Here is a 23,188-nt window from a genome sequence, read left to right as displayed (position 1 = left end):
GCTTCGCAGCCCAACGCGGGGCAAGCCCGCTCACCACAGGAAGCCGGTTTGCCATAAAAAAGCATCTGACGGGCTATCCAAAAACCAGGAAACCCGCCTAGGCGGGTTTCCTCACAACTCAAAGCGGATGTCTCAAACCCCACCCACCAACTTCCCCCCGTCCATCCGACGCTTATACGCACTGTCCCGACTCGCCAGCCAGAAATACAACGGCGACGTCACCACCAACCCCACCACCCAGGACAAATCCGCCCCGTTGATGTGTTCCGAAATCGGCCCTACGTACAGCGGTGTGTTCATGAACGGAATCTGCACCACAATGCCGACCGCATACGCCAACAGGGCCTGCGGGTTGTAGCGCCCATAAATCCCGCCATCCACGCGGAAGATCGAGGCAATGTCGTACTTGCCCTTATGGATCGCATAGAAGTCGATCAGGTTGATCGCCGTCCACGGCACCAGCACCACCAGCAGCACCAGCACCATGTCGACGAAGTGACCGATGAAGTCCTTCGAGGCGAACACGGCCGCAATCGCGCAGGCGGCCAGTACCAGGATCGAAATCAGCGCACGGCTTTTCGCCGTCGGGATCCAGCGGTAGGCAAAGGTCTGTACCAGGGTGATGATCGACAGCACGGCGCCATACAGGTTGAGCGCGTTATGGCTGATCACGCTGAGCAGGAACAACACCAGCATCAACGGCCCGATAGCGCCGGTGGCGAGTTTGACTGCGTCCATGGTGTCCATGCCCACCGGCGTAGCCAGCACGGCGACCGCGCCGAAGATGAACGACAGGCTGGAACCCAGGGCCGAGCCGAGGTAGGTGGTCCAAAAAGTGGAGGCAACCGGCACGTCGGCGGGCAGGTAGCGCGAATAGTCCGACACGTAGGGGGCGAATGCGATTTGCCACAGGGCCGCCAGGGACACGGTCGCCAGCACACCTGCGATGTTGAAGCTGCCGCGTGTCAGGAAGTCCGTGGTCTGTACGTGGGTGAAGATGTAGCCGAAGCCCAGCACGATACCGGCGCCCAGCACCCAGGTGCCGATGCGGTTGAGCACATGGATGAAGCGGTAGCCGATGATGCCGATAATCCCGGAGCCGATGGCGCCGATCACGATGCCCACCGGCACGGGCACCGCGTCGACCACGCCGTGCAGGGATTTGCCCGCGAGCACGATGTTGGAGGCGAAGAAACCGATGTACATCACGCCGGCGATCACTACCACCAGCAAGGCGCCGAGGGAGCCGAACTGGGCGCGGCTCTGGATCATTTGCGGGATGCCCATTTGCGGGCCCTGGGCCGAGTGCAGCGCCATCAGCACGCCGCCGACCAGGTGGCCGATGAGGATGGCGATGATGCCCCATACCAAGTTGAGGTGAAACAGTTGCACACCCAGGGCACCCGTGACGATCGGCAGCGGCGCGATATTGCCGCCGAACCACAGGGTGAACAGGTCCCTTACCTTTCCATGGCGATCTTCCGGGGGCACGTATCCAATCGTGTGTTTTTCGATAAGCGGGGCGGAGGATGTTGCAGTGGTGACCATGACGAACTCCAAGGCAAGGTGAGTACGTTGACGTACTTCGCTGTGCGCCACGTGCGCGGCGCTTTGTTGTTGGAGTGATGATCTGCAATGGGCGCAGGGAGGTAAATTAGTAAGTTTGTTGCTATAGACCTTAAAAAATATAGCTCGCAGCCTTGCGGCGCTCCGGTATGTTGCCTACACCTGTTTTGCGGGCGAAGTCCCACGTTTCTGGAGGTCCCGATGGCTGCGTACAACCTGCGCCAACTCAGATATTTCGTCACCACGGCCGAGTGCGGCAGCGTCGCCGAGGCCTCGCGCAAGCTGTACATCGCACAGCCGTCGGTGTCCACGGCGATCAAGCAGCTGGAAGACAGCTTTGGCGTGCAGCTGTTTATCCGTCATCACGCCCAGGGTGTGTCACTGACGCCCAGCGGCGCACGCTTTTATCGCAAGGCCCTGGAGCTGCTGCGCGTGGCCCATGAGTTCGAGCAAAACGCCCTGGCGGACAATGACGTGGTGGCGGGGCAGATCGATATCGGCTGCTTCGAAACCGTGGCGCCGTTGTACCTGCCACGTCTGATCGCGGGTTTCAAGGCGCGTTGGCCGGGGGTGGAGATCCGCATTCGTGATGGCGAGCAGCAGGAGCTGGTGCAGGCGCTGACGGCGGGCAGCATTGACGTGGCGATGCTGTTCGAACACGACCTGGGCGCGACCATCGAGACCACGCCGTTGATGCCGCCGCAGCAGCCTTATGCGCTGTTGCCGGCCGATCATCGTTTTGCGCAACAGGCCAAGGTGTCGCTGGCGGACCTGGTGCTGGAACCGATGATCTTGCTGGACGTGCTGCCGAGCCGCACCTACTTCGTCAGCATCTTCGAAGAGCGTGGGTTGACGCCGAATATCGTGTTCAGCTCGCCGTCGATCGAGATGGTGCGGGGGATGGTGGGGCGGGGGTTCGGATTTTCGATCCTGGTGACCAAGCCGTTCACCGAGTACACCTATGATGGGCAAAAAGTAGTGTGTGTACCGTTGGCGGAGACGGTCACAGGTTCAGGGTTATCGGCCGTGTGGCTGCGACGGGCACCGCTGACCAAGCCGGTGCAGTTGTTTGTGGATTACTGTCGCGAAGAACTCGCCCGCCTGCTCGGCTGACTGTCAGCTGCCCGAACGCGGCTTTTCCCGAGTGTCTTTACGACTGTCGGCCGGCTTGGGTGGTTTCTTGTCGGTATCCTTGGGTTTCTTGTCGCCGTCGGCCTGGCTGCTGGGGTAGGTTCCCGGCGGCAGGGCATTGGCTGCAGGTGCTTGGGTGTTGTCGCCAAATGCGGCGTGGGCGGGGCCTGTCAACAGGGCTGACAGGCTGACGATTAGCAAAATCCTTCGGGACATTCTGGTCTTCATGACGCAATCCCCTTATTGCCTAAAGGTTTGGCCTTGCTTAATTGGGAGTGTCTGCAGGAAATCAAAGTTTTATAAGGGTGACGCCGAGGCGACGAGCGGCCCTTCGCGCAATTTTTAATGAACCCTCAAGGCCGATGCTTGACCTAATGCATACGACCTAGGAGGTGAAGCATGGAAATTCAATATATCTGGATCGGCTTGGCGGTGATTTTGCTGCTGTTGGAGTTGTGGGCGATCAATACCGTATTGCGCAGCACGGGGGGGTGGGAGAGCAAGGGGTTGTGGCTGGTGATCCTGATTTTTGTACCGCTGTTCGGCTTGATTGCCTGGGCGATGTTCGGGCCCAAGCGTGAGATGCCGGAACACCGCAAAAGCTGAACGAAACAGGCGCCTCGCTGGGCGCCTGTTTGCCTCAAACCTCTACTTGTAACACTTCCAATCCCAACTGCTCATACGCCTCCACACTCGGCACATGCCACTCCGTGATCAACGTGTGAATGCGACTGCACGGTGCCACCACAAAAGGCTCCACGGCACCGAGTTTGTCCGCCATGGTCACCGCTACCACATGGGAAGCGCTGTCGAGCAGTGCCTGCTTGACCGCCACTTCATCAAAATGCAGCGAGCTGATGCCCACTTGCGGGTGCAGCGCACAGACGCCGGTGAACAGCAGGTCGGCTTTGATGCCCTGGATCATGCGCACGGTTTCATGGCCGCTGGTGGACAGCGTCGCTGGGTTGAGTTGGCCGCCGGTGAGGATGACTTTCACGTCAGGATGGTCGGCCAAAGCGATGGCGATCATCGGTGATGTCGTGACCACGGTGAGGCGGATCGAGCGCGGCAATGACTGGGCAATCTGCAGCGTGGTCGAGCCGGAATCGAACAGTACGATTTGCCCCTCTTCCACACGGTCTGCCGCCAGCCGAGCGAGGTGACGCTTGGCCTCATTGGTCTCGCCGACGCGGGTGAAAAAGTCTTTTCCGGTGTCCTTGGGCCGGGGCAGGGCGCCACCGTGGACGCGTTGCAACAGCCCGGCGGCGGCGAGTTCGCCTAGGTCGCGGCGGATGGTGTCCTGGGACACGGCAAAGTGTTCCACCAGTTCCGAGGCGGTGACTTTGCCGTCGCGCTCCAGCAGCAACAGGATCTTCTGTTTGCGCAAAGAAGGCAGGTCGATGTCTTGATGAGTGCTGTGCATGTTTGTGCGCTTTTTTGCAGGTTTTTGCGAGATTAGCCTTACGGCTATCTAAACGCAATGGCTGGTTGCGCAGCCGATGGGCGGTTACTCTCAGCATTCAGTTCAGGGAGAGGTGACCTAGATGTCGTTGATCACAACCATCGAAGATTTACGCAAGCTCGCGCAAAAACGTGTGCCACGGATGTTCTACGACTACGCCGATTCCGGCTCCTGGACTGAGAGCACTTACCGGGCAAATGAAAGTGATTTTGCCAGCATCAAGTTCCGCCAGCGGGTGGCGCGCAACATTGATCAACGCTCGATCCGCGCCACGATGATCGGCCAGGAGATGGCCATGCCAGTGGCGCTGGCACCGACCGGATTGGCCGGGATGCAGCACGCCGATGGCGAGATTCTGACCGCGCGCGCCGCCGCAGCATTTGGCCTGCGCTACACCTTGTCGACCATGAGTATCTGCTCTTTGGAAGACATCGCCGAGCACGTCGGCCAGCCGTTCTGGTTCCAGCTCTATGTGATGCGCGACCGCGCCTTTATCGAACAGTTGATCGAGCGCGCCAAGGCTGCCGGTGTGGATGCCCTGGTGCTGACCCTCGACTTGCAGATCCTCGGCCAGCGCCACAAGGATTTGATCAATGGCCTGTCGGCGCCGCCGAAACTGACCTTGCCGAATATCCTCAACATGGCGACCAAGCCACGCTGGGTGATGGGCATGCTCGGTACTAAACGCCGGGGTTTCGGCAATATCGTCGGGCACGTGAACGGCGTGGCGGACATGAGTTCGCTGTCGTCCTGGACCGCCCAGCAATTCGACCCGCGCCTGAGCTGGGACGATGTGGAATGGATCAAGAAATGCTGGGGCGGCAAGTTGATCATCAAGGGCATCCTCGATGTGGAGGATGCACGCCTGGCTGCGAATGCCGGTGCCGACGCACTGGTGGTGAGCAATCACGGTGGTCGTCAATTGGACGGTGCGCCTTCGAGCATCAGCCAGTTACCGGCGATTGTCGAAGCGGTGGGCGAGCGCATTGAGGTGTGGCTCGACGGTGGCATTCGTTCCGGCCAGGACGTGCTCAAGGCGATGGCATTGGGCGCCAAGGGCACCATGATCGGCCGCCCGCATTTGTATGGTTTGGGCGCGATGGGCGAGGCGGGTGTGACCAAGGCGCTTGAGATCATCGCCCGTGAGTTGGACGTGTCGATGGCCTTGTGTGGGTATAACGATATACGCGATGTGAATCGCGAGATTTTGTTGCCCGGTACATTTCCTGAAAGCGTTTGCTGAGCAAAAAAAACGTAAAAATATAAAAAGAGTTGTCCACGAAAACCGTGGGTATCTCTGTGGATAACTTTGCGAAGCCCCGGCAGGGTTGGCGATTTCGGCAGAGGTTATTATTTGATCAACTTCTGTTTTGGCCCAGCATGGGCAGGGTTTGCGCTTGACACGCAAGCGCGAACCCAGTGCCGAAATACGCTTTTACGAGTCGCCGCTGCGACCTGTGGAGTGCGTGACAACCTGCGCCGGCATCTTCGCTTGCATCAGCTTGTCCAGCGCCTGGCCATAGCTGCGACCCGCCAGGCTCATGCTGTTGTTATGGCTGGCACCGGGCACCATTAACAGCCGCTTGGGTTCCTGGGCGGCTTCAAACAATTGCTGGCTGAAACGCGGCGGTACGTAGCGATCGTCCAGGCCATGCACCACCAGCAGCGGCATATGGATATCGGCAATCTTGTCGATGGAGTCGAATTTCTGCGACAGCAACCAGCGCACCGGCAATGAGGTGTTCGCCACGGCCGTGGCCACATCCGCCAGCGACGTGAAGGTGGATTCGATCACCAGCCCGCGCACCGGCAGCGGAGTCTGCCTGCCCAATTCGGCAGCCAGGTCGATGGCCACTGCGCCGCCGAGTGAGTGCCCGTAGATCAGGCGTTTATTCGGGTCCGGTTGCAGCACCTGGAAACGTTCCCAGGCGATGCGCGCGTCTTCATACACGGTGGTTTCCGACGGCAGTTCGCCGTGGCTCTGGCCGAACCCGCGATAGTCGATAGCCAGCACCGAATAACCCAGGGCGTGCAGTTGCTCGATGCGAAACAGTTGCCCGGTCAGGTTCCAGCGCACGCCGTGCAGGTAGAGGATGGCGGGCGCGTCTTTCTTGTCCGCCGGGTACCACCAGCCATGGATATTCTGTCCGGCTTTGAAACTGGCCGGCTTGAGTTCGAATTCCTGCACTGCCTTGGGCAAGCCGCTGTACCAACTGGCGGTGCCCGGCTCGATGCGAAACACCAGCTCGCGCTCCTTGTGTTGCAGCACAGCACAGCCTACCGGCAGGCCGACGATCAACAACGCCATGCACACCAGGGGAAACCAGCGCAGGCTCAGGCGCGAGAAGAAACGAGAGGACATGAAGGTTCCAGGAAAAAGGTGAAGCAGGGGTTTTACCAGATGGCCCAATCGGGCAGGAATTAATTCGACAGCCGTCAACGGGGATTGCTTGCAAAGTATTACAGCATTGAACAAGGCGCGCCGAGGTTGTTAGGGTGGGCGGCCCGAACAGGAGAGCAAGCACATGGACTTCACAGGCAAAACCGCACTCGTCACCGGCGGCGCACGCGGGTTGGGGCTCAGCTATGCACGGGCTTTGGCCATGGGTGGCGCACGGGTGGTGATCAGCGATATCGGTGCCGACAATGCCGGCGCGGGCAGCGATGCCTCGGTGGTCCAGGCAGCGGCAGAAACCCTGCTGGCCGAAGGCTTGAACGTGATCGGCCATGGGGGCGACCTGTCCACGAACGCGGGCTGCGAGCAACTGATCGCGTATGCCATCGAGGCCTTCGGCCAACTCGACATCCTGATTCACAACGCCGGCTGGGTCGGTTACCAGGCCATCGCCGACCTTGACGCCGCGTTCCTGCAACGCGCCATGGACATCAACCTCTACGCACCGCTGTGGCTGTGCAAGCACGCCTGGCCGCACCTGCTGCGCTCATCCGCACCGCGCATCATCCTCACCACCTCCGACCGCGCCATGTATGCGCAATATGAGCAGACCGGCCTGGTGGCCTACAGCGCCGGCAAGATGGCGCAACTGGGGATCATGAACGCGTTGAGCCATGAGGGCGTGGAGGCCGGGATCAAGGTCAATGCAATCTCGCCGGTTGCCAAGACGCGCATGTGGGGCGTGATTGAAGAACCGGATGAACTCAAGCCCGACTGGGTGACGCCGGGGGTGCTGTTCCTCGCCTCTGAGCGGTGCGAGGACACGGGTTATATCCTGCGCGCCAGCAACGGCCAATTCACGGCCACGCGCTTCACCGAAAACCCAGGGGTGGACTACCCGCGCAACCTGGCACGGATCAAAGCGGGCAGCGCCGAAGCAGTCGCCGCTGCCTGGAGCAGCATCAAACAAACACAATCTTTTTCTTGAGAAACCCGAGCATGGACCACAGCCTCGTTCGCATCACCGCCGAAGAAACCCTCTCGGAAAACTGGTACCTGCTGAAAAAATACAGCTTCGACCTGCGCCGCCGTGACGGCAGCTGGCAAGCCCAGACCCGCGAGGTATACGACCGCGGCAATGGCGCGACCATCCTGCTGTACAACCGCGAGCAGCGCACGGTGTTGCTGATTCGCCAATTTCGCATGCCAACGTTCGTCAATGACTATCCCGGCTACCTGATCGAGGCGGCGGCCGGTTTACTCGACAACGCCAGCCCCGAAGAACGTATTCGCCTGGAAGCGGAAGAGGAAACCGGGTATCGCGTGGGGCATGTGGAGAAGATCTACGCAGCGTTCATGAGCCCGGGGTCGGTGACGGAGCGGATTCACTTTTTTATCGGTGAGTATCAGCCGGGGGATCGGGTGGGGAGCGGAGGCGGTTTGGAAGAGGAGGGTGAGGATATCGAGGTGTTGGAGCTGGGGTTCGAGCAGGCGCTGGGGATGGTGCAGAGTGGGGAGATTGTGGATGGGAAGACGATTATGTTGTTGCAGCATTTGGAGTTGCGGATGCTCAAAGAGGGGTGGTGAGTGGGTTGATTGCTGTGTGAACTCGATCTCTGTGGTGAGCAGGTTTACCCTGCGTCGGGCTGCGGAGCAGCCCTAAAACAGACACTGCGATATAACAAAAAAACCATTGCCTGGATTGGGGCCGCTTCGCGACCCAGCGCGAGCAAGCTCGCTCACTACAGGACGGTGGGAAACGTTGAGTATTCATATGAAGTAAGACTCAGTTGAATTTTTCATAATCTTGGGCGCCTAGTGATGCCAGCCATTTTTTAAAGAAGTCAATCTGTTCTTGTGGGTTGTTTGTAAGGTTGTCCTCTTCATAATCGAACAGGTGAACGATGTTTTCGTTAGTTGCTTGCTTGCCTAGCGTCATCTCGTATGCGACAAGACCAGCACTCATTTGAGATGCCATTCTTGAGGGCTTGACATTTAACTTCGCACCTTTGCATAAAAATGTTATGTGGGGGAAGTCTGCCCTGATTTTTGCGAGGCAGACATACATGTCTCTTCCTTCGTAAATGGTTTTAAAATTATCAGCCTCTGAAAAAACCATGAGTGATTTCGAGGTGTCATATTTTACAGTCACTTCTGTTTTCTGATTGCCGATTATTGCGGGTATTTTTTGCGTTTTCATTTTATTTCCTGTTTGGGTTCGGGATCGAATATCCTACATAACTCCCGTCAGCCTTGACTGGTGTGGCTCCTAAAACGTCCTCAGGATTTATTTTGTGGTGAATGGCAAATTCTTTTTCTTTTGGATATGGTGTCTGGCTACCTAGTTCTAGGTTTATATCATGCCCTTCGATACTTTTAAGCGTGTACAAATAACCCTTCTTCTCTCCGTAGCTGGTAGCAAAGGTGATACCTACTGTACGAAGGGGCGATGTACTAATAAAGTTGCTTGGCGGGTCATCGCTGTCAACGGCGTGCAAATATAGGTCCTCGCTGTTACCTTTGCTTTTGAAACCATTTTTAAATACCTCGCTTGGGGGGATTTTATCTCCGCGGAAAAGGTATTCCTCATCTCGGTTTGGAGCCGGTGGGTTGGGCTCCGATTTCGTAATTGACGCTTGTGCTGAAGACTCTGGAGGGCCAGATGTGGGTTTGCATCCCCCTTCACCTGGACATCTGTTCAAACCCAGTGGATCCACCCACCCCGTAGGATTGGGTACGTATTGGTACGTATTAATCCCACCCGCCAGCTTCACCGGGTCCGGTGTCAGATAGCGACCAATATCCGGATTGTAGTAGCGATGACGGTTGTAGTGCAGCCCGCTTTCTGGGTCGAAGTATTGGCCCTGAAAACGAAGCGGGTTGTCGACTTGTCCTATGTCGAGGCGGCTGATTTCGCCATAAGAACGGTAATGCGCAGACCAGACGATTTCGCCGTTGGTATCGGTGAGTTCCTGCGGCGTACCCAAGTGATCGAGTTGGTAGTGGTAGGCCTTGGTTTCCTTTGGACCAAAACCTTCCAGCAAAGCTAGCGGACGGAAGCTGTCTGGTTCGTAGAGATAACTGCGATGGCGATCCGCGTGGTGCTCGGCGATGAGTCTGTCGCCTTGCCAGAAGAACTCGGTAGTTGTGCTATCAGCGGTCTTGCTGATCCGACGACCGAACGGGTCATAGCGATAGCTGGCAGTCTGGCCGTTGGGCTTTTTAATCCCGATCAGCCGGTGCTGGCAGTCATAGCGGTATTCGGTGACGAGTTGATGGCCTTTGCCACGCCGTTCGCGGATAAGGTTGCCGAAGGCGTCGTAGTCGTAGTGATGGTAGCCTTGGATCATTAGGCGATTGCCCGCCACGATGTCGGGGCCGGGGCGGTCTTGCATGAGCAGGTTGCCGGCCGGGTCGTGGGCGAAGTGTTCCAGTTCGCCTTGGGAGTGGTCGGCGCGGGTGAGGCGGCTGAGCGGGTCGTAGTGGTAGTAGTGCTCGCCTTTGCGGGTGTCGTGCAGGCGGATGAGGTTGCCGGATTTGTCGTAGTCGTAGTGGCGTTGGTAAAGGGTGTGTTGCTGTTGGGTGACGGCGTGGGCGTGCAGGCGTTGCTGGTCGTCGTAGTGGTAGTGGCTGATCAGCTGGCCTTGCTGACGCTGGTGTTCCTGGCCGGATTTGAACAGATGGGAGGTAAGGGTTTCACCGTTCAGTTCGACGGTGGCGAGGTGACCGCCTTTGTCGTGGTTGAACGCCACCCGATTGTTGTCGGGCAGCCGCAGGTTTTGCAGTTGGCCGCAGGCGTCGTAGCCATAGCGCAGCGTGCCCCAGCCTTGGTGTTCGGCGGTGAGGCGGTTTTGGCTGTCGTACTCGTAGGCCAGCGCCCAGTGGCCGTCTTCGACGCTTAGGAGGTTGCCTTGGCGGTCGTAGGCGTAATCGACCAAGTTGCCGTCGGGCAGGGTTTTTCGTACAAGCCGACCGGCATAGTCGCGCTCGTAGCGGGTAACCAACTGACTACCGTCATCACCGTGTTCGGTCTTTTCCTGAAGGTTGCCGTTGAGGTCATACACGTAAGCCGTGCGCTGCCCATCAAACCCGGTTTCCTGCTGGATCAATCCATTGGCGTGATATTGGAGCCGGTAGGTTTCACCCACCTCGTTTTCGATCTCGGTGAGCAACAACCGCACATTGTCGTAACGGTATTTAACCTGACTGCCATCAGCATTGATGCGACGGCTGATCAGGTGCAGGCCGTCGGCGTATTCGTAGCGGGTGACGTGGCCGAGCTCATCGCGTTCGGAGGTGATTTTTCCGTAAGCGTTGTAGCTGTGTTCCCGTGTGGCACCGTCGGGCTGAGTCAGTTTCAGCAAGCGGCCTGCTGCGTCCCATTGATACTGGGTTAGCGCGCCATGCTCGTCCTCAAGCGCAACTTGCCGTCCAAGGTTGTTATAGCGATAGCGCTTAACGCCGCCATTCGGCAACTGCTCCTCAAGCAACTGCCCACGCTCATTCCAAACCAGCCGATGACAGCTGTGATCCGGCAGCCAAACCTGCGTCAGTTGCCCGCGTGTGTTGTAGCTGTAGTCAGTCGCATTGCCGTCAGGATCGATCTTGCGCGTAACATCGCCCTGATCATTACGCTCATATTTCCAAACCGCCTGACCCCGCCTTACAACCCGTACGAATCCATTGTCATGCTCGTAGGTCGTCGGCTCATCATCCCCCGGAAACAGCGCCACCAGACGTCCGGCTTCGTCGTACTGATACGCCGTAATCGCCCCCAACGGATCCTGCTCAACCGTCAGCCGGCCTTTGTCATCGTAGGATTTGAAGTGCTCAGCGCCGTCAGGATCCACCCGCCGCACCAGCCGCGCGCGCTGGTCATGCACATAGACTTCCTGACTGCCATCAGCGTTAAACACCGTGACCTGGCCGTTATCGTCCCAGGCATACCGCGTATCCATCTGCGAGAAACTGGCCCAATGGCGGACACATCGCGCCGCCTTACCAGGCCGTTCCCACGCCCAAAAGAAACTCGCCCCACCGGCCAAACTGCGCTCAAGAATGACGTGCTGCTCGTCGTACCGATAAACCTCGCTTTCGCCTACCGCATTGGTCGCTGAAACCAGTCGTCCAAAATTGTCATAGGCGTAGGCAACAACGTTCTGCTCCGTCACCCAGACAAACGGACCGTCATCCACGGCCCGCTCAATCTGGTAGTCCACCGCCACAATGCGGCCCGACGCATAGCGCAAGAACAGCGAGCGCCCGACGCCGTTATCCAGCCGCTCAATCTGTCCCAGGTAATTACGGGAAATGCGCAACCGGTTGTCATACGCATCGCTGATCGCCGTCAGCACACCGTCGCGAAAGTGGTAGAAGCGCGCCCCTTGAGACAGGACTAACTCATCGGGCAACGACCCCAAGTAGATCGCGGCTTCCGCCAGGCTATTGGTAATCGCCGGCCGAGAAACCGTGGGCAAGGGCAGGGTCGTCGACCGATTTTCATGATCGGTCCACACCACCGAATCACCGGACACACTTAGCCGATGCGCCAGCGAGTGACTCCAGCCAAACCCCAACCCGCAATCCACTTCCACCGCGCTGGTGCGATACAACCGCGTCCACTCAAACGGCAAGATCCCATCCAGCACACCATCGGTCAGCGTCAGCAGTTCCTCGCCCGTTACCATCGACACCGGACAGCCGTTGGTGACGGTCTTGTCCGAAGATGCCGCCGCATCCCCCGCCGGATTTCGAGCAGAAACAGGCACATCATCCACATGCTCCTGCCGCACCAACACCGTCCGCTGCCCAACCTTGTCGCGCACCACCGCCACCGGGTTGGCAACCACCTGATCCCCAGCCTTCAACGGCACACCCGGAATCGTCCGAATCGGCGTCGCCGAGCTACCCAGCAATATCGGCTTCGCCACCTCGGCGTGATCATCCACACGAAATTTCCCGAACTGCCCAGCCATGTGCTCCAACCACCTGCGCGCCCGCTGAGACTTGATGCCGCCCAGCACCTTCGTACTCAAGCGCACCACCATCCCCATCCCGGCGGTGGCGAGACACAGCAGCAAATTGATCAGGACGTCGGCACTGATTTCCCCCAGCAGCTCGTTCATGTAAGGCGGCGGCAACATCCGCATCCAACTGACCATTGCCGACACATAAATGAACAGCAGCGGTTCATCGCTCAGCACCAACAAGCCCTTCGCGAGGCTTTCAGTGCCGAGCTTCAACAGCTTTTCGAATTCCTCCTGGGAGAGGTAATGCAGGAGTTTTTCCGCATAACCCATTGGGTCAGAAAGCCACTGGAACAGCTGCTTGAGGCTGTCCCAGAGGGCATACAGTGCCTCGCCAAAACCGCGGGCGTAGGCTTGGTGCAACGACAGGTAGCGTTTGAGGAAATTGGCTTCGGAATAACCCTCCCACAGCGGTTCAAAGGTGCTGGTCCATTCCGCACGCAGCCAACCTTCCAGCGGTGCGAGAACCGCCTGGTAAGAGGCGTACAGCGCCTTGAAATGCGTGTTGGAGACGTTGGGGTAGAAACTGACTCGGTACTGCTGGTTGCGATCACATTCGGTGATTTCGAGAATGCCGCTGGGGCCGATGGTTTTATGAATGGGCTCACCCAGCGGGCCGCCGTTGGGGTCGATGCGTTGCACCATCACGGGCGTATTGCCAATGGGCACGAAGCGTGAACTCTGGAACATGTGCACCAGGGTCAACGAGCCGTTGGCCTGGCAGGTGGCGGTGGTGGTGCTGGGAAACAGGGAGCGGTTGATCGGCGCGACCAGTGCTACTTCATCCCCGACCTTGAAGACCTGCTCGATATCCAGCGCCGAAAAGCTGAAAAAGCTCTCCGCCCAGGCGTCGTAGTGATTGAGGCAGCGCTTGAAATCGCGGATGACGGATTCGACGTCTCGCGTTTTCGAATCCAGGGTGGCCAGTACTAGATAACCAATGGTTTGGCTGGTCAATTCGATCATGAGACAGCCCCGTCCACCGGGGGCCAAACAAATAACGCCATCCGCAATCCCTCGCACTGTGTATTCAGGCGAGGGACTTTGCGGACCTTTTCAGGGGAGGGGAGTAGAGCTAATCCGGCATCCATGTGGGAGGTTTCGACAAACCTCGTCGTCCCCTACACGACTAGCGGCTATTGTCAGAAATTTCCCACAGGAGTACAAATGTACTCCATGACGACTCTAACCCCCCGCCGTACCGCCATCCTGACCTTTATCCGCGACCGCATCGCGCAGCAAGGCCAGCCTCCCAGCCTCGCCGAGATCGCCGAGGCGTTCGGCTTTGCCTCGCGCAGCGTGGCGCGCAAGCACGTGCTGGCGCTGACGGAAGCCGGGTTTATCGAGGTCAACCCGAACCAGGCGCGCGGCATTCGCCTGCTCAATCAACCTAAGCGTCCGGAGTGGCTGGATGTGCCGGTGCTCGGCCGTGTGGCGGCTGGTTTGCCCATCGGGGCCGATGCAGAGGTGCACAGCCGGCTGCAACTGGACCCGTCGACCTTCGCGAAAACCCCGGATTACCTGTTGCGGGTGCAGGGCGACTCGATGATCGAAGACGGCATTCTCGATGGTGACCTGGTGGGCGTGCGCCGCAGCGCCGAGGCCTTGAACGGGCAGATTGTGGTGGCGCGCCTGGACGGTGAAGTGACCATCAAGCGTTTCGAACGCCAGGGCGACAGCGTGCGCTTGCTGCCGCGCAACCCCGCGTACCAACCCATTGTGGTCGGGCCCGATCAGGACCTGGCGATCGAAGGGGTGTTCTGCGGTCTGGTGAGGCAAGGCTGATGGGCGCCGTGGTTGCGCTGGACACGCTGTTCAATGGCGGGCGTGTCTGGAAAGGCCGGCCTGCCGCGCCGCCGGCCAGTGTGCACCCCACCGGGTTGGCGGCGCTGGATGCGGTGTTGCCCACGGGCGGCTGGCCGGAGGCGGCCTTGAGTGAAATCCTCATGGCCAAGGAGGGGGTGGGCGAACTGCAACTGGTGCTGCCGACCCTGGCCCATTTGTCAAAGGCGGGGGAGCGCATTGTGTTGGTGGCGCCGCCCTACACACCGTACCCCCATGCCTGGCAGAACGCCGGGGTGGACCTGCGCTTGCTGTCGGTGATCCAGGCCGAGGAGCGCGATGCCTTATGGGCGGTGGAACAATGCTTGCGTTCCGGCAGTTGCGGCGCGGTGTTGTGCTGGCCGCGCAAGGCCGATGACCGCGCGCTGCGGCGCCTGCAGGTGGCGGCGGAAACCGGACAGACCCTGGCCTTTGCCTGGCGTGCCTTGAGTGAGGCGATCAACTCATCACCTGCCGCCCTGCGCCTGGCCGTGGAGGCCAAACCCGCGCAGGTGCGCGTGCTCAAGTGCCGGGGCGGCCTGGCCCATCCGGCGCCGATTGCACTGGCGGGGCATTGAGGTTGCCATGCGCTGGGTGTGTATTGTCTTCCCGCAATTGGCGCTGGACGGGGTGCAGCGTGTGCATCCCGAGCCGGACCAACCCCTGGTCTTGCTGGCCGGCACGCCGCAACGCCGTGTGCTGCAAACCGTCAACGATGCCGCTCGCGCCCTGGGCCTGCGCCCCGGCCAATCCCTGACGGCGGCGCATGCGCTGGCCAAGAGCTTTGCCAGCGCCGAATACGATCCCGCCGAGATCGAGCGTTACCAGCAGTTCCTCGCGGCCTGGGCCTATCAGTTCAGCTCCCAGGTCAGCCTGTATTATCCGCGCGCCTTGTTGTTCGAGATCGAGTCGAGCCTGGGGTTGTTCGGCCCTTGGCCACGCTTTGAAGCGCGCTTGCGCAAGGAGTTGACCGAACTGGGTTTTCGTCACCGTATCGTCGCTGCGCCTAACCCGGTAGCGGCGCGGGTGCTGGCGAATATCAAGGATGGCCTGGCGGTGCAGGATGACGGCTTGATGCAGGCCCTGGCGCCGTTGCCCATCGACCGCGCCGGCCTCGACCCGCAGGCCGCCACGGCCTTGTCGCGCATGGGCCTGCGCACATTGGCCCAGGTGCAGGCGCTGCCTCGGCATACCCTGGCACGCCGCTTTGAAGCCAGCCTGCTCAAGCACCTGGACGCACTGGCCGGGCAGCGGCCGCTGGGCCTGGCGTTCTATCAGCCGCCAGACCGGTTCGATGTGCGTATCGAACTGAATTTTGACGTGCAATCCCATCAGGCGCTGCTGTTTCCGTTAAGGCGTTTGACGGGCGATCTGTCCGCGTTCCTGTGTGGCCGCGACAGTGGCGTGCAGCGTTTCGACCTGCATTTGGAACACGCCCAGGCGCCCGACAGCGTGATCAAGGTCGGCCTGCTCAGTGCTGAGCGTGAACCGGCGATGCTGTTTGAATTGGCCCGGGGCCGACTGGAGCAAGTCCAGGTCACTTCACCGGTACGCGGCTTTCGCCTGGTGGCCCAGGACCTGCCGGTGTTTGTGCCCCAGCGCCAGGACCTGTTCGACGACCGCCCGCAGCAAACCCTGCCCTGGGAGCAACTGCGCGAACGCCTGCGTGCCCGCTTGGGTGATGAGGCGGTGCAGGGCCTGCGCTTTCACGCCGACCACCGCCCCGAATGCGCCTGGCAAGCGACGGCGGATAAAAATCCGTGCCCAACCTTGAACACAGTGCAGCGCCCCGGTTGGCTACTGAGCGAGCCGACCTTGCTGGGCGAGCAGGGCGTGCAGATCCTCATGGGCCCGGAACGCATCGAGTCCGGCTGGTGGGACGGCGCCGATGTTCGCCGCGACTACTACCTGATCCAGACCCGCGCCGGTCAGCAAGGCTGGGCCTTTCGCACCGTGGGGCAGGGCGATGGCTTGTGGCTGCAGGGCTGGTTTGCATGAGCTACGCCGAGCTGCACTGCCTGTCCAACTTCAGCTTCCAGCGCGGCGCTTCCAGTGCGCTGGAACTGTTCGAGCGCGCCAAGCGCCAAGGCTACAGCGCCCTGGCGATCACCGACGAATGCACCTTGTCCGGCATCGTGCGTGCCTGGCAGGCGGCGAAGGCGGTGGAGTTGCCGTTGATCATCGGTAGCGAGGTGCGCATCGACAACGGTCCGAAACTGGTGCTGCTGGTGGAAAACCTCAGCGGCTACCAGCACCTGTGCCGCTTGATCACCCTGGCCCGGCGGCGTGCCGAAAAAGGCTGCTATCGCCTGCTGCGCGAGGACTTCGACCAACCGCTGCCCGGCCTGCTGGCGCTGTGGGTGGCCGAAGACAGCGACACCCAGGCCGACGTCCAATGGCTGTGCCGAACCTTCGCCGAACGCCTGTGGCTGGCGGTGCACCTGCATTGCGGCCAGGACGATGCTCGCTATCTGGAACAACGCCTGCAATTGGCTGCCAGCCTGCACATCCCGGCAGTGGCTTGCGGCGATGTGCACATGCATGTGCGCGGCCGCCGCGCCCTGCAAGACACCATGACCGCCATCCGCCATCATGTACCGGTGGCCGAAGCCGGTACGCGGCTGCACCCCAATGGCGAGCGGCACCTGCGCAGCCTGGAAGCGTTAGGAGCGTTGTATCCCGCGTCGTTGCTCGACGAAACCCAGGCTATTGCCCGCCGCTGCACCTTTGACCTCAGCCAATTGCGCTATCACTATCCGCGCGAACTGGTGCCTGCCGGCCACAATGCCAAATCCTGGCTGCGCGCCGTGACCGAAGAAGGCATCGCCAAACGTTGGCCGCAGGGTGTCGACGCCAAGACCTTGCAGCAGATCGACAGCGAGCTGGAGTTGATCAGCGAGTTGGGTTACGAAAGCTATTTCCTCACGGTGCACGACATTGTGCAGTTTGCCCGCAGCCGGTCGATCCTGTGCCAGGGACGCGGCTCGGCGGCCAACTCGGCGGTGTGTTTTGCCTTGGGCATCACCGAGATCGACCCGAGCCTGACCAGCATGTTGTTCGAGCGCTTCCTCTCCAGGGAGCGCAATGAGCCGCCGGATATCGACGTGGACTTCGAACACGAACGCCGCGAAGAAGTGCTGCAGTACGTGTTCCAGCGTTACGGTCGCACCCGCGCGGCGCTGACGGCGGTGGTCAGCAGTTACCACGCGTCCGGCGCGGTGCGCGATGTGGCCAAAGCCTTGGGGTTGCCGCCAGACCAGATCAACGCCCTGGCTGACTGCTGCGGGCGCTGGAGTGACGAAGCGCCTCCGCTGGAGCGCCTGCGCGAAGGTGGCTTCGACCCCGACAGCCCGATCCTGCGCCGCGTGCTCACGCTGACCCAGCAATTGATCGGCTTCCCTCGGCACCTGTCCCAGCACCCTGGCGGCTTCGTGATTTCCGAATACCCGCTGGACACCCTGGTGCCGGTGGAAAATGCCGCCATGGCCGAGCGCACCATCATCCAGTGGGACAAGGACGACCTCGACGCCGTCGGCCTGCTTAAAGTGGATATCCTCGCCTTGGGCATGCTCAGCGCTATCCGTCGTTGTTTCGATCTGCTGCGCCGCCATCGCAACCGTGACATGAGCCTGGCGTCGGTGCCCAAGGAAGACCCGGCCACTTACGCGATGATCAGCAAGGCCGACACCATCGGTGTGTTCCAGATCGAGTCGCGGGCGCAGATGTCGATGTTGCCCAGGCTCAAGCCGCAGACGTTCTATGACCTGGTGATCGAGGTCGCCATCGTGCGGCCGGGGCCGATCCAGGGCGGCATGGTGCACCCGTACTTGCGACGGCGGAACAAGGAGGAGGCAACCACTTATCCTTCGCCGGAACTGGAAGTGGTGTTGAAACGTACCCTCGGCATTCCGCTGTTCCAGGAACAGGTGATGCAGATCGCCATGGTCGCCGCCGATTATGGCCCCGGCGAAGCTGACCAGTTGCGCCGTTCCATGGCCGCCTGGAAACGCCACGGTGGCCTGGAACCGCACCAGGCGCGCCTGCGCACCGGCATGCTGAAAAACGGTTACACCGAGGCCTTTGCCGCGCAGATTTTCGAGCAGATCAAGGGCTTTGGCAGCTATGGCTTCCCCGAGTCCCACGCGGCCAGTTTCGCCTTGTTGACCTACGCCAGTTGCTGGCTCAAGTGCCATGAGCCGGCGGCGTTTGCCTGTGCGCTGATCAACAGCTGGCCCATGGGTTTCTACAGCCCGGATCAGATCCTGCAAGACGCGCGGCGCCATCGCTTGCAGATCCGCCCGGTGGACGTGCAGGCCAGCGACTGGGATTGCAGCCTGGAGCCGATCGACGGCGCACAGCCGGCGATTCGCATGGGCTTGCGCATGATCGCAGGGTTTCGCGAAGAGGACGCGCGGCGCATCGAAGCGGCGCGCCAACGTCGGACGTTCAGCGATATTGCCGACCTGGACGCGCGTGCCGGGCTGGATGCACGCGCCAAGGCACTGCTGGCGGATGCCGGTGCCTTGCGTGCCTTGGCCGGCAACCGGCACACGGCGCGTTGGGAAGTGGCCGGCGTACACAAGCAACTCGGGCTGTTTGCCGGCCTGCCAAGCCCGGACGAAGCTGTGGTGGAGTTACCGACGCCCACCGTGGGCGAGGACCTGCACGCCGACTACGCCACGGTCGGCACCACCCTGGGCCCGCATCCATTGGCGTTGCTGCGGGCGGAGCTGCGCAAGCGGCGCTGCCGCAGTTCCCAGGAGCTGATGGCGGTGGAGCATGGGCGCAATGTCAGCGTCGCGGGGCTGGTCACCGGTCGTCAGCGTCCGGGCACGGCGAGCGGGGTGACCTTTGTCACCCTGGAAGATGAATTCGGCAACCTCAATGTGGTGGTCTGGCGTGACCTGGCTGAGCGTCAACGCCAGGCATTGGTCGGCTCGCGGTTGCTGAAAGTGGACGGCCGCTGGGAAGCGGTGGGCGAAGTGCGGCACCTGATCGCCGGGCGTCTCACCGACCTGACGCCGTTACTGGAAGGCATCACGGTGCGCAGCCGGGATTTTCATTAGGGCCAGTGGCTTCTGCGGTGATTACCCCCTAAGTTATACAAGATGAAACCATCCGGCCCTGGTGCGCTCCAAATTTTGCGGCTGTCTTTTCTTTGCACAGAGTTCAATGATGCAATTCTTATCCAATCCCCACGGCTGTGAAGGCTGGGCCGGTGAAATGGCCCAGCGGATCCGTGCGTTCGATTGGGCGACCACCGACCTGGGTCCTATCGACCAATGGTCCACCAGCCTGACCTGCACGGTGCAGATGATGCTGGCGTCACCCGTGCCCATGGTGATGCTGTGGGGCCAATGGGGCTATATGATCTACAACGACAGCTACTCGGCGTTTGCCGGTGGCCGTCACCCGTACCTGCTGGGCACGCCGGTAGAGCTGGGTTGGCCGGAAGTGGCCGAATTCAATCGTCATGTGATGGACACTTGCCTGGCTGGCGGCACCCTGTCGTTCAACAACAAGGACCTGGTGCTGTTGCGCAACGGCAGGCCGGAAACCGTGTGGCTGGACCTGTATTACAGCCCGGTCGCTGGCGACAACCAGCAACCCGCCGGGGTATTGGCGATTGTGGTGGAGACCACCGAGCTGGTGAAGTCTGAACAGGTGCGCCAGGAACTCACGCATAACCTGGAGCAACGGGTCGCCGCTGAAGTGCAGGCGCGCTCCGCTGCCGAGGACCAACTGCGTCAGTCGCAGAAACTCGAAGCCATCGGCGGCCTGACCGGCGGCGTGGCCCACGACTTCAATAACCTGCTGCAAGTGATCGCCGGCAACCTGCATTTGCTGGCCCGCCACGAACCGGACAACGCCCAGGTGCAGCGCCGTGTCGCCGCGGCCATTGCCGCGGTGGAGCGTGGGGCCAAGCTGTCGTCGCAATTGCTCGCGTTTGCGCGTCGCCAACCCTTGTCACCAGCGGTGTACAACCCGCAACGCATCTACGCGGGGCTTGGCGAACTGCTGCAACGGGCGCTGGGGGAAACCATCCACATTGATGTGCAATTGCCCCAGGACTCCTGGTTTATCAACGTCGACCGCAACCAGCTGGAAAATGCGCTGCTCAACCTGGCGATCAACGCCCGGGACGCCATGCAGGGCGAGGGCGTGATCCGTATCACTGGCGAGAACATCATCCTTAACCCCGACGACTGCGCGGGCAAAAGCATCAAGCCCGGCGAATATGTGCGTCTGGCGGTCATCGACACCGGAGTGGGCATGTCCGAGTCCACGCTGAAACGCGCGTTCGAACCCTTCTTCACCACCAAGCGCGAAGGCCATGGCACCGGCCTGGGCCTGAGCATGGTGTTTGGTTTTGTGCGCCAGAGCGGCGGGCATGTGGAGATGTGGAGCGAGGAGGGCAAGGGTTCTGTGGTGCAGATGTATTTCCCCCACAGCCTGGAGCCGGAAAGCCTCGATGTGCATATCGACCAGATCCCCCAGAGTGGCGGCCAGGAAACCATCCTGGTGGTCGAGGACAACGAAGGCGTGCGCCTGACCGTCGTCGAGTTGCTCGAACAGTCCGGCTACACCGTGCTCACGGCCGATGACGGTGACCAGGCCATGCTCAAGCTGCAAGCCGGTTTGCAGCCGGAGCTGATCTTTACCGATGTGGTCATGCCCGGCCGCGTCAAAAGCACCGACCTGGCCGACTGGGCCCGTGTGCAGCATCCTCCCGTTGCCGTGCTGTTCACCTCCGGCCATACCCGTGACATTCTCTCCAGCAATCATCTGCTGAGCGCCGACATTCATCTGCTGAGCAAACCCTACAGCCCCGACGCCCTGACGCAACGGGTGCGCAGCGTGCTCACCGCCCGACAAGGTTGTCCATGACTTCACAGCGCAACATCCCTGCGATCACTGCCCAGCCAAGCGGTTTCGTCCGCGTGCGCGGCGCCCGCGAACACAACCTGCGTAACGTCGATGTGGATATTCCTCGGGATGCCCTGGTGGTGTTTACCGGCGTATCGGGCTCCGGCAAATCGTCCCTGGCGTTTTCCACGGTGTATGCCGAGGCGCAGCGGCGTTACTTCGAATCGGTGGCGCCGTATGCGCGGCGGCTGATCGACCAGGTCGGCGTGCCGGACGTGGACAGCATCGAAGGCCTGCCCCCCGCCGTGGCCCTGCAACAGCAGCGCGGCACGCCGAGCGCGCGCTCGTCGGTGGGCAGCGTGACCACGCTGTCGAGCCTGATCCGCATGCTGTACTCCCGCGCCGGCAGCTATCCGCCGGGACAACCGATGCTGTACGCCGAGGACTTCTCGCCCAACCTGCCCCAGGGCGCGTGCCCGCAATGCCATGGCCTGGGCCGCGTGTACGAGGTGACCGAAGCGCTGATGGTGCCGGACCCTTCGCTGACTATCCGTCAGCGTGCGGTGGCGTCCTGGCCATTGGCGTGGCAGGGCCAGAACCAGCGCGACATCCTGGTGACGTTGGGCTACGACGTGGATATCCCCTGGCGCGACCTGCCGAAAAAGCAGCGCGACTGGATCCTGTTCACCGAGGACACCCCCACCGCACCGGTCTACGCCGGCTTCACGCCGGAACAGACCCGCGACGCGCTCAAGCGCAAACTGGAGCCGAGCTACCAAGGCACCTTCATGGGCGCCCGGCGCTACATCCTGCACACCTTTGCCCACACCCAGAGCGCGCTGATGAAGAAGCGCGTCTCGCAGTTCATGCAGGGCAGCGCCTGCCCGCTGTGCGAGGGCAAACGCCTGACCAAGGCCGCGCTGTCGGTGAAGTTTGCCGGGGTGGACATCGGTGAGTTGTCGCAGTTGTCGTTGGCGCAATTGGCCGAGTTGCTGCGGCCAGTGGCGGCGGGGCAAGACAAGATGAAACTGTCGGTGGAAAAGCGCCTGGCTGCCCAGCGGATTGCCCAGGATTTGCTGGAGCGGGTCAGCACGTTGACCGAGTTGGGCCTGGGTTATTTGTCTTTGGAACGCAGCACACCAACCCTGTCATCAGGGGAGTTGCAACGGTTGCGTTTGGCGACCCAGTTGGGTTCGCAGTTGTTCGGCGTGATCTATGTATTGGATGAACCCTCGGCGGGCCTGCATCCGGCGGATGGCGAGGCGTTGTTCACCGCTCTGGACCGACTGAAAGCCGCAGGCAATTCGTTGTTTGTGGTGGAACACGACCTGGAAACCATGCGCCGCGCCGATTGGCTGATCGATGTGGGTCCGGCCGCCGGCGAGCATGGCGGGCAGGTGTTGTACAGCGGCCCGCCGGCAGGATTGGCGCAGGTGCAGGCGTCGCAGACCCGTGAGTATTTGTTTGCTGACAAGCGTGTATCGGAGCAAGTGCGCCGCGAGCCGACCGGCTGGCTGAAACTGCAAGGGGTGACGCGCAATAATCTCAAGGACCTGAACGTCGATTTCCCGTTGGGCTGCTTCACGGCGGTCACCGGGATTTCCGGGTCGGGCAAGTCCAGCCTGGTCAGCCAGGCGCTGCTTGAGCTGGTGGGCGCCGGTCTTGGTCGCGTGGTGGAAAACGACGAAGAACCGAGCCTGGAAGACGACGCGCCGCAAACCAGCGGCGGGCACATCAGCGCCGGGCTGGAGCACATCCGCCGCCTGGTGCAGGTGGACCAGAAACCCATCGGCCGCACGCCGCGCTCGAACCTGGCGACCTATACCGGCCTGTTCGACAACGTACGCAAGCTGTTCGCGGCCACACCGGCAGCGAAGAAGCGTCATTACGATGCCGGTCAGTTCTCGTTCAACGTCGCCA

The 23,188-nt window shown here is 61.0% G+C and carries 17 protein-coding genes; 11 read left to right on the top strand and 6 right to left on the bottom strand.

Translation table 11 applies throughout. The features are described from left to right. Positions 1–132: 132 nt before the first annotated feature. A complete protein-coding gene (locus HX812_RS29150; RefSeq protein ID WP_033896677.1) occupies positions 133–1,548 on the bottom strand; it encodes a cytosine permease in 1,416 nt (471 codons plus the stop codon). A gap of 219 nt (positions 1,549–1,767) precedes the next feature. Here HX812_RS29150 and HX812_RS29145 point away from each other — a divergent pair, with 219 nt between their 5' ends. Beyond that, positions 1,768–2,679: a LysR substrate-binding domain-containing protein gene (locus tag HX812_RS29145; RefSeq protein ID WP_033896676.1), complete on the top strand. Its 912-nt coding sequence runs from the start codon at positions 1,768–1,770 to the stop codon at positions 2,677–2,679. A gap of 3 nt (positions 2,680–2,682) precedes the next feature. Here HX812_RS29145 and HX812_RS29140 read toward each other — a convergent pair whose 3' ends face one another. Beyond that, positions 2,683–2,913, bottom strand: coding sequence for a hypothetical protein (locus tag HX812_RS29140; protein ID WP_306172609.1), 231 nt, complete (start codon positions 2,911–2,913; stop codon positions 2,683–2,685). Positions 2,914–3,096: 183 nt separating this feature from the next. Between HX812_RS29140 and HX812_RS29135 the strand changes: the two genes are divergently transcribed. Next, entirely contained in the window at positions 3,097–3,303 is a 207-nt protein-coding gene (locus HX812_RS29135; protein WP_033901872.1) for a PLDc N-terminal domain-containing protein, read from the top strand. Between the two features lie 34 nt (positions 3,304–3,337). Here the strand turns inward: HX812_RS29135 and HX812_RS29130 are convergent, their stop codons facing one another. After that, entirely contained in the window at positions 3,338–4,120 is a 783-nt protein-coding gene (locus HX812_RS29130) for a DeoR/GlpR family DNA-binding transcription regulator (RefSeq protein ID WP_038846894.1), read from the bottom strand. A gap of 121 nt (positions 4,121–4,241) precedes the next feature. On the opposite strand from HX812_RS29130, the gene HX812_RS29125 reads away from it, so the two are divergent. Next, on the top strand, positions 4,242–5,402 hold the full coding sequence (locus HX812_RS29125) for an alpha-hydroxy acid oxidase (RefSeq protein WP_038846891.1): 1,161 nt from the start codon (positions 4,242–4,244) through the stop codon (positions 5,400–5,402). A gap of 192 nt (positions 5,403–5,594) precedes the next feature. Here the strand turns inward: HX812_RS29125 and HX812_RS29120 are convergent, their stop codons facing one another. After that, positions 5,595–6,521 carry an alpha/beta hydrolase gene (locus HX812_RS29120; protein WP_038846889.1) on the bottom strand — a complete coding sequence of 309 codons (927 nt, stop codon included), beginning with the start codon at positions 6,519–6,521 and terminating at the stop codon, positions 5,595–5,597. A 163-nt stretch (positions 6,522–6,684) separates the two neighbouring features. Here HX812_RS29120 and HX812_RS29115 point away from each other — a divergent pair, with 163 nt between their 5' ends. Further along, positions 6,685–7,542: an SDR family NAD(P)-dependent oxidoreductase gene (locus HX812_RS29115; RefSeq protein WP_038846886.1), complete on the top strand. Its 858-nt coding sequence runs from the start codon at positions 6,685–6,687 to the stop codon at positions 7,540–7,542. 11 nt (positions 7,543–7,553) lie between these two features. Continuing rightward, positions 7,554–8,141: an NUDIX domain-containing protein gene (locus HX812_RS29110; protein WP_038846885.1), complete on the top strand. Its 588-nt coding sequence runs from the start codon at positions 7,554–7,556 to the stop codon at positions 8,139–8,141. Positions 8,142–8,340: 199 nt separating this feature from the next. Here HX812_RS29110 and HX812_RS29105 read toward each other — a convergent pair whose 3' ends face one another. Together HX812_RS29105 and HX812_RS29100 are read right to left on the bottom strand one after the other, a co-directional pair. Then, positions 8,341–8,754 carry a hypothetical protein gene (locus HX812_RS29105; RefSeq protein ID WP_038846883.1) on the bottom strand — a complete coding sequence of 138 codons (414 nt, stop codon included), beginning with the start codon at positions 8,752–8,754 and terminating at the stop codon, positions 8,341–8,343. 1 nt (position 8,755) lies between these two features. Beyond that, positions 8,756–13,546, bottom strand: coding sequence for an RHS repeat-associated core domain-containing protein (locus HX812_RS29100; RefSeq protein ID WP_178949142.1), 4,791 nt, complete (start codon positions 13,544–13,546; stop codon positions 8,756–8,758). Between the two features lie 201 nt (positions 13,547–13,747). Between HX812_RS29100 and lexA the strand changes: the two genes are divergently transcribed. The 6 genes from lexA to HX812_RS29070 all read left to right on the top strand — a co-directional run. Further along, complete coding sequence (gene lexA / locus HX812_RS29095) at positions 13,748–14,365, top strand: transcriptional repressor LexA (protein WP_038850823.1); 618 nt, start codon at positions 13,748–13,750, stop codon at positions 14,363–14,365. Beyond that, the gene (gene imuA / locus HX812_RS29090; protein ID WP_038850825.1) at positions 14,365–14,979 is read left to right on the top strand and encodes a translesion DNA synthesis-associated protein ImuA; all 615 of its coding nucleotides are present in this window, start codon (positions 14,365–14,367) and stop codon (positions 14,977–14,979) included. Before lexA ends, imuA begins: the two co-directional genes overlap by 1 nt. Positions 14,980–14,986: 7 nt before the next feature. Next, entirely contained in the window at positions 14,987–16,399 is a 1,413-nt protein-coding gene (locus tag HX812_RS29085; RefSeq protein ID WP_038850827.1) for a DNA polymerase Y family protein, read from the top strand. After that, on the top strand, positions 16,375–19,467 hold the full coding sequence (locus HX812_RS29080) for an error-prone DNA polymerase (protein ID WP_200864561.1): 3,093 nt from the start codon (positions 16,375–16,377) through the stop codon (positions 19,465–19,467). The genes HX812_RS29085 and HX812_RS29080 overlap by 25 nt, the downstream gene beginning before the upstream one ends. Before the next feature lie 109 nt (positions 19,468–19,576). Next, positions 19,577–21,289 (top strand): ATP-binding protein, encoded by a 1,713-nt coding sequence (locus tag HX812_RS29075; protein WP_038850832.1) that lies wholly within the window; start codon positions 19,577–19,579, stop codon positions 21,287–21,289. Next, a partial coding sequence (locus HX812_RS29070; protein ID WP_178949141.1) for an excinuclease ABC subunit A occupies positions 21,286–23,188 on the top strand: 1,903 nt, incomplete at its 3' end. The genes HX812_RS29075 and HX812_RS29070, both read left to right, overlap by 4 nt.

The organism is Pseudomonas sp. IPO3749 (assembly GCF_013386605.1).
Lineage (GTDB): Bacteria > Pseudomonadota > Gammaproteobacteria > Pseudomonadales > Pseudomonadaceae > Aquipseudomonas > Aquipseudomonas azotoformans_A.
This window is presented reverse-complemented; position numbering and strand designations above follow the sequence as displayed.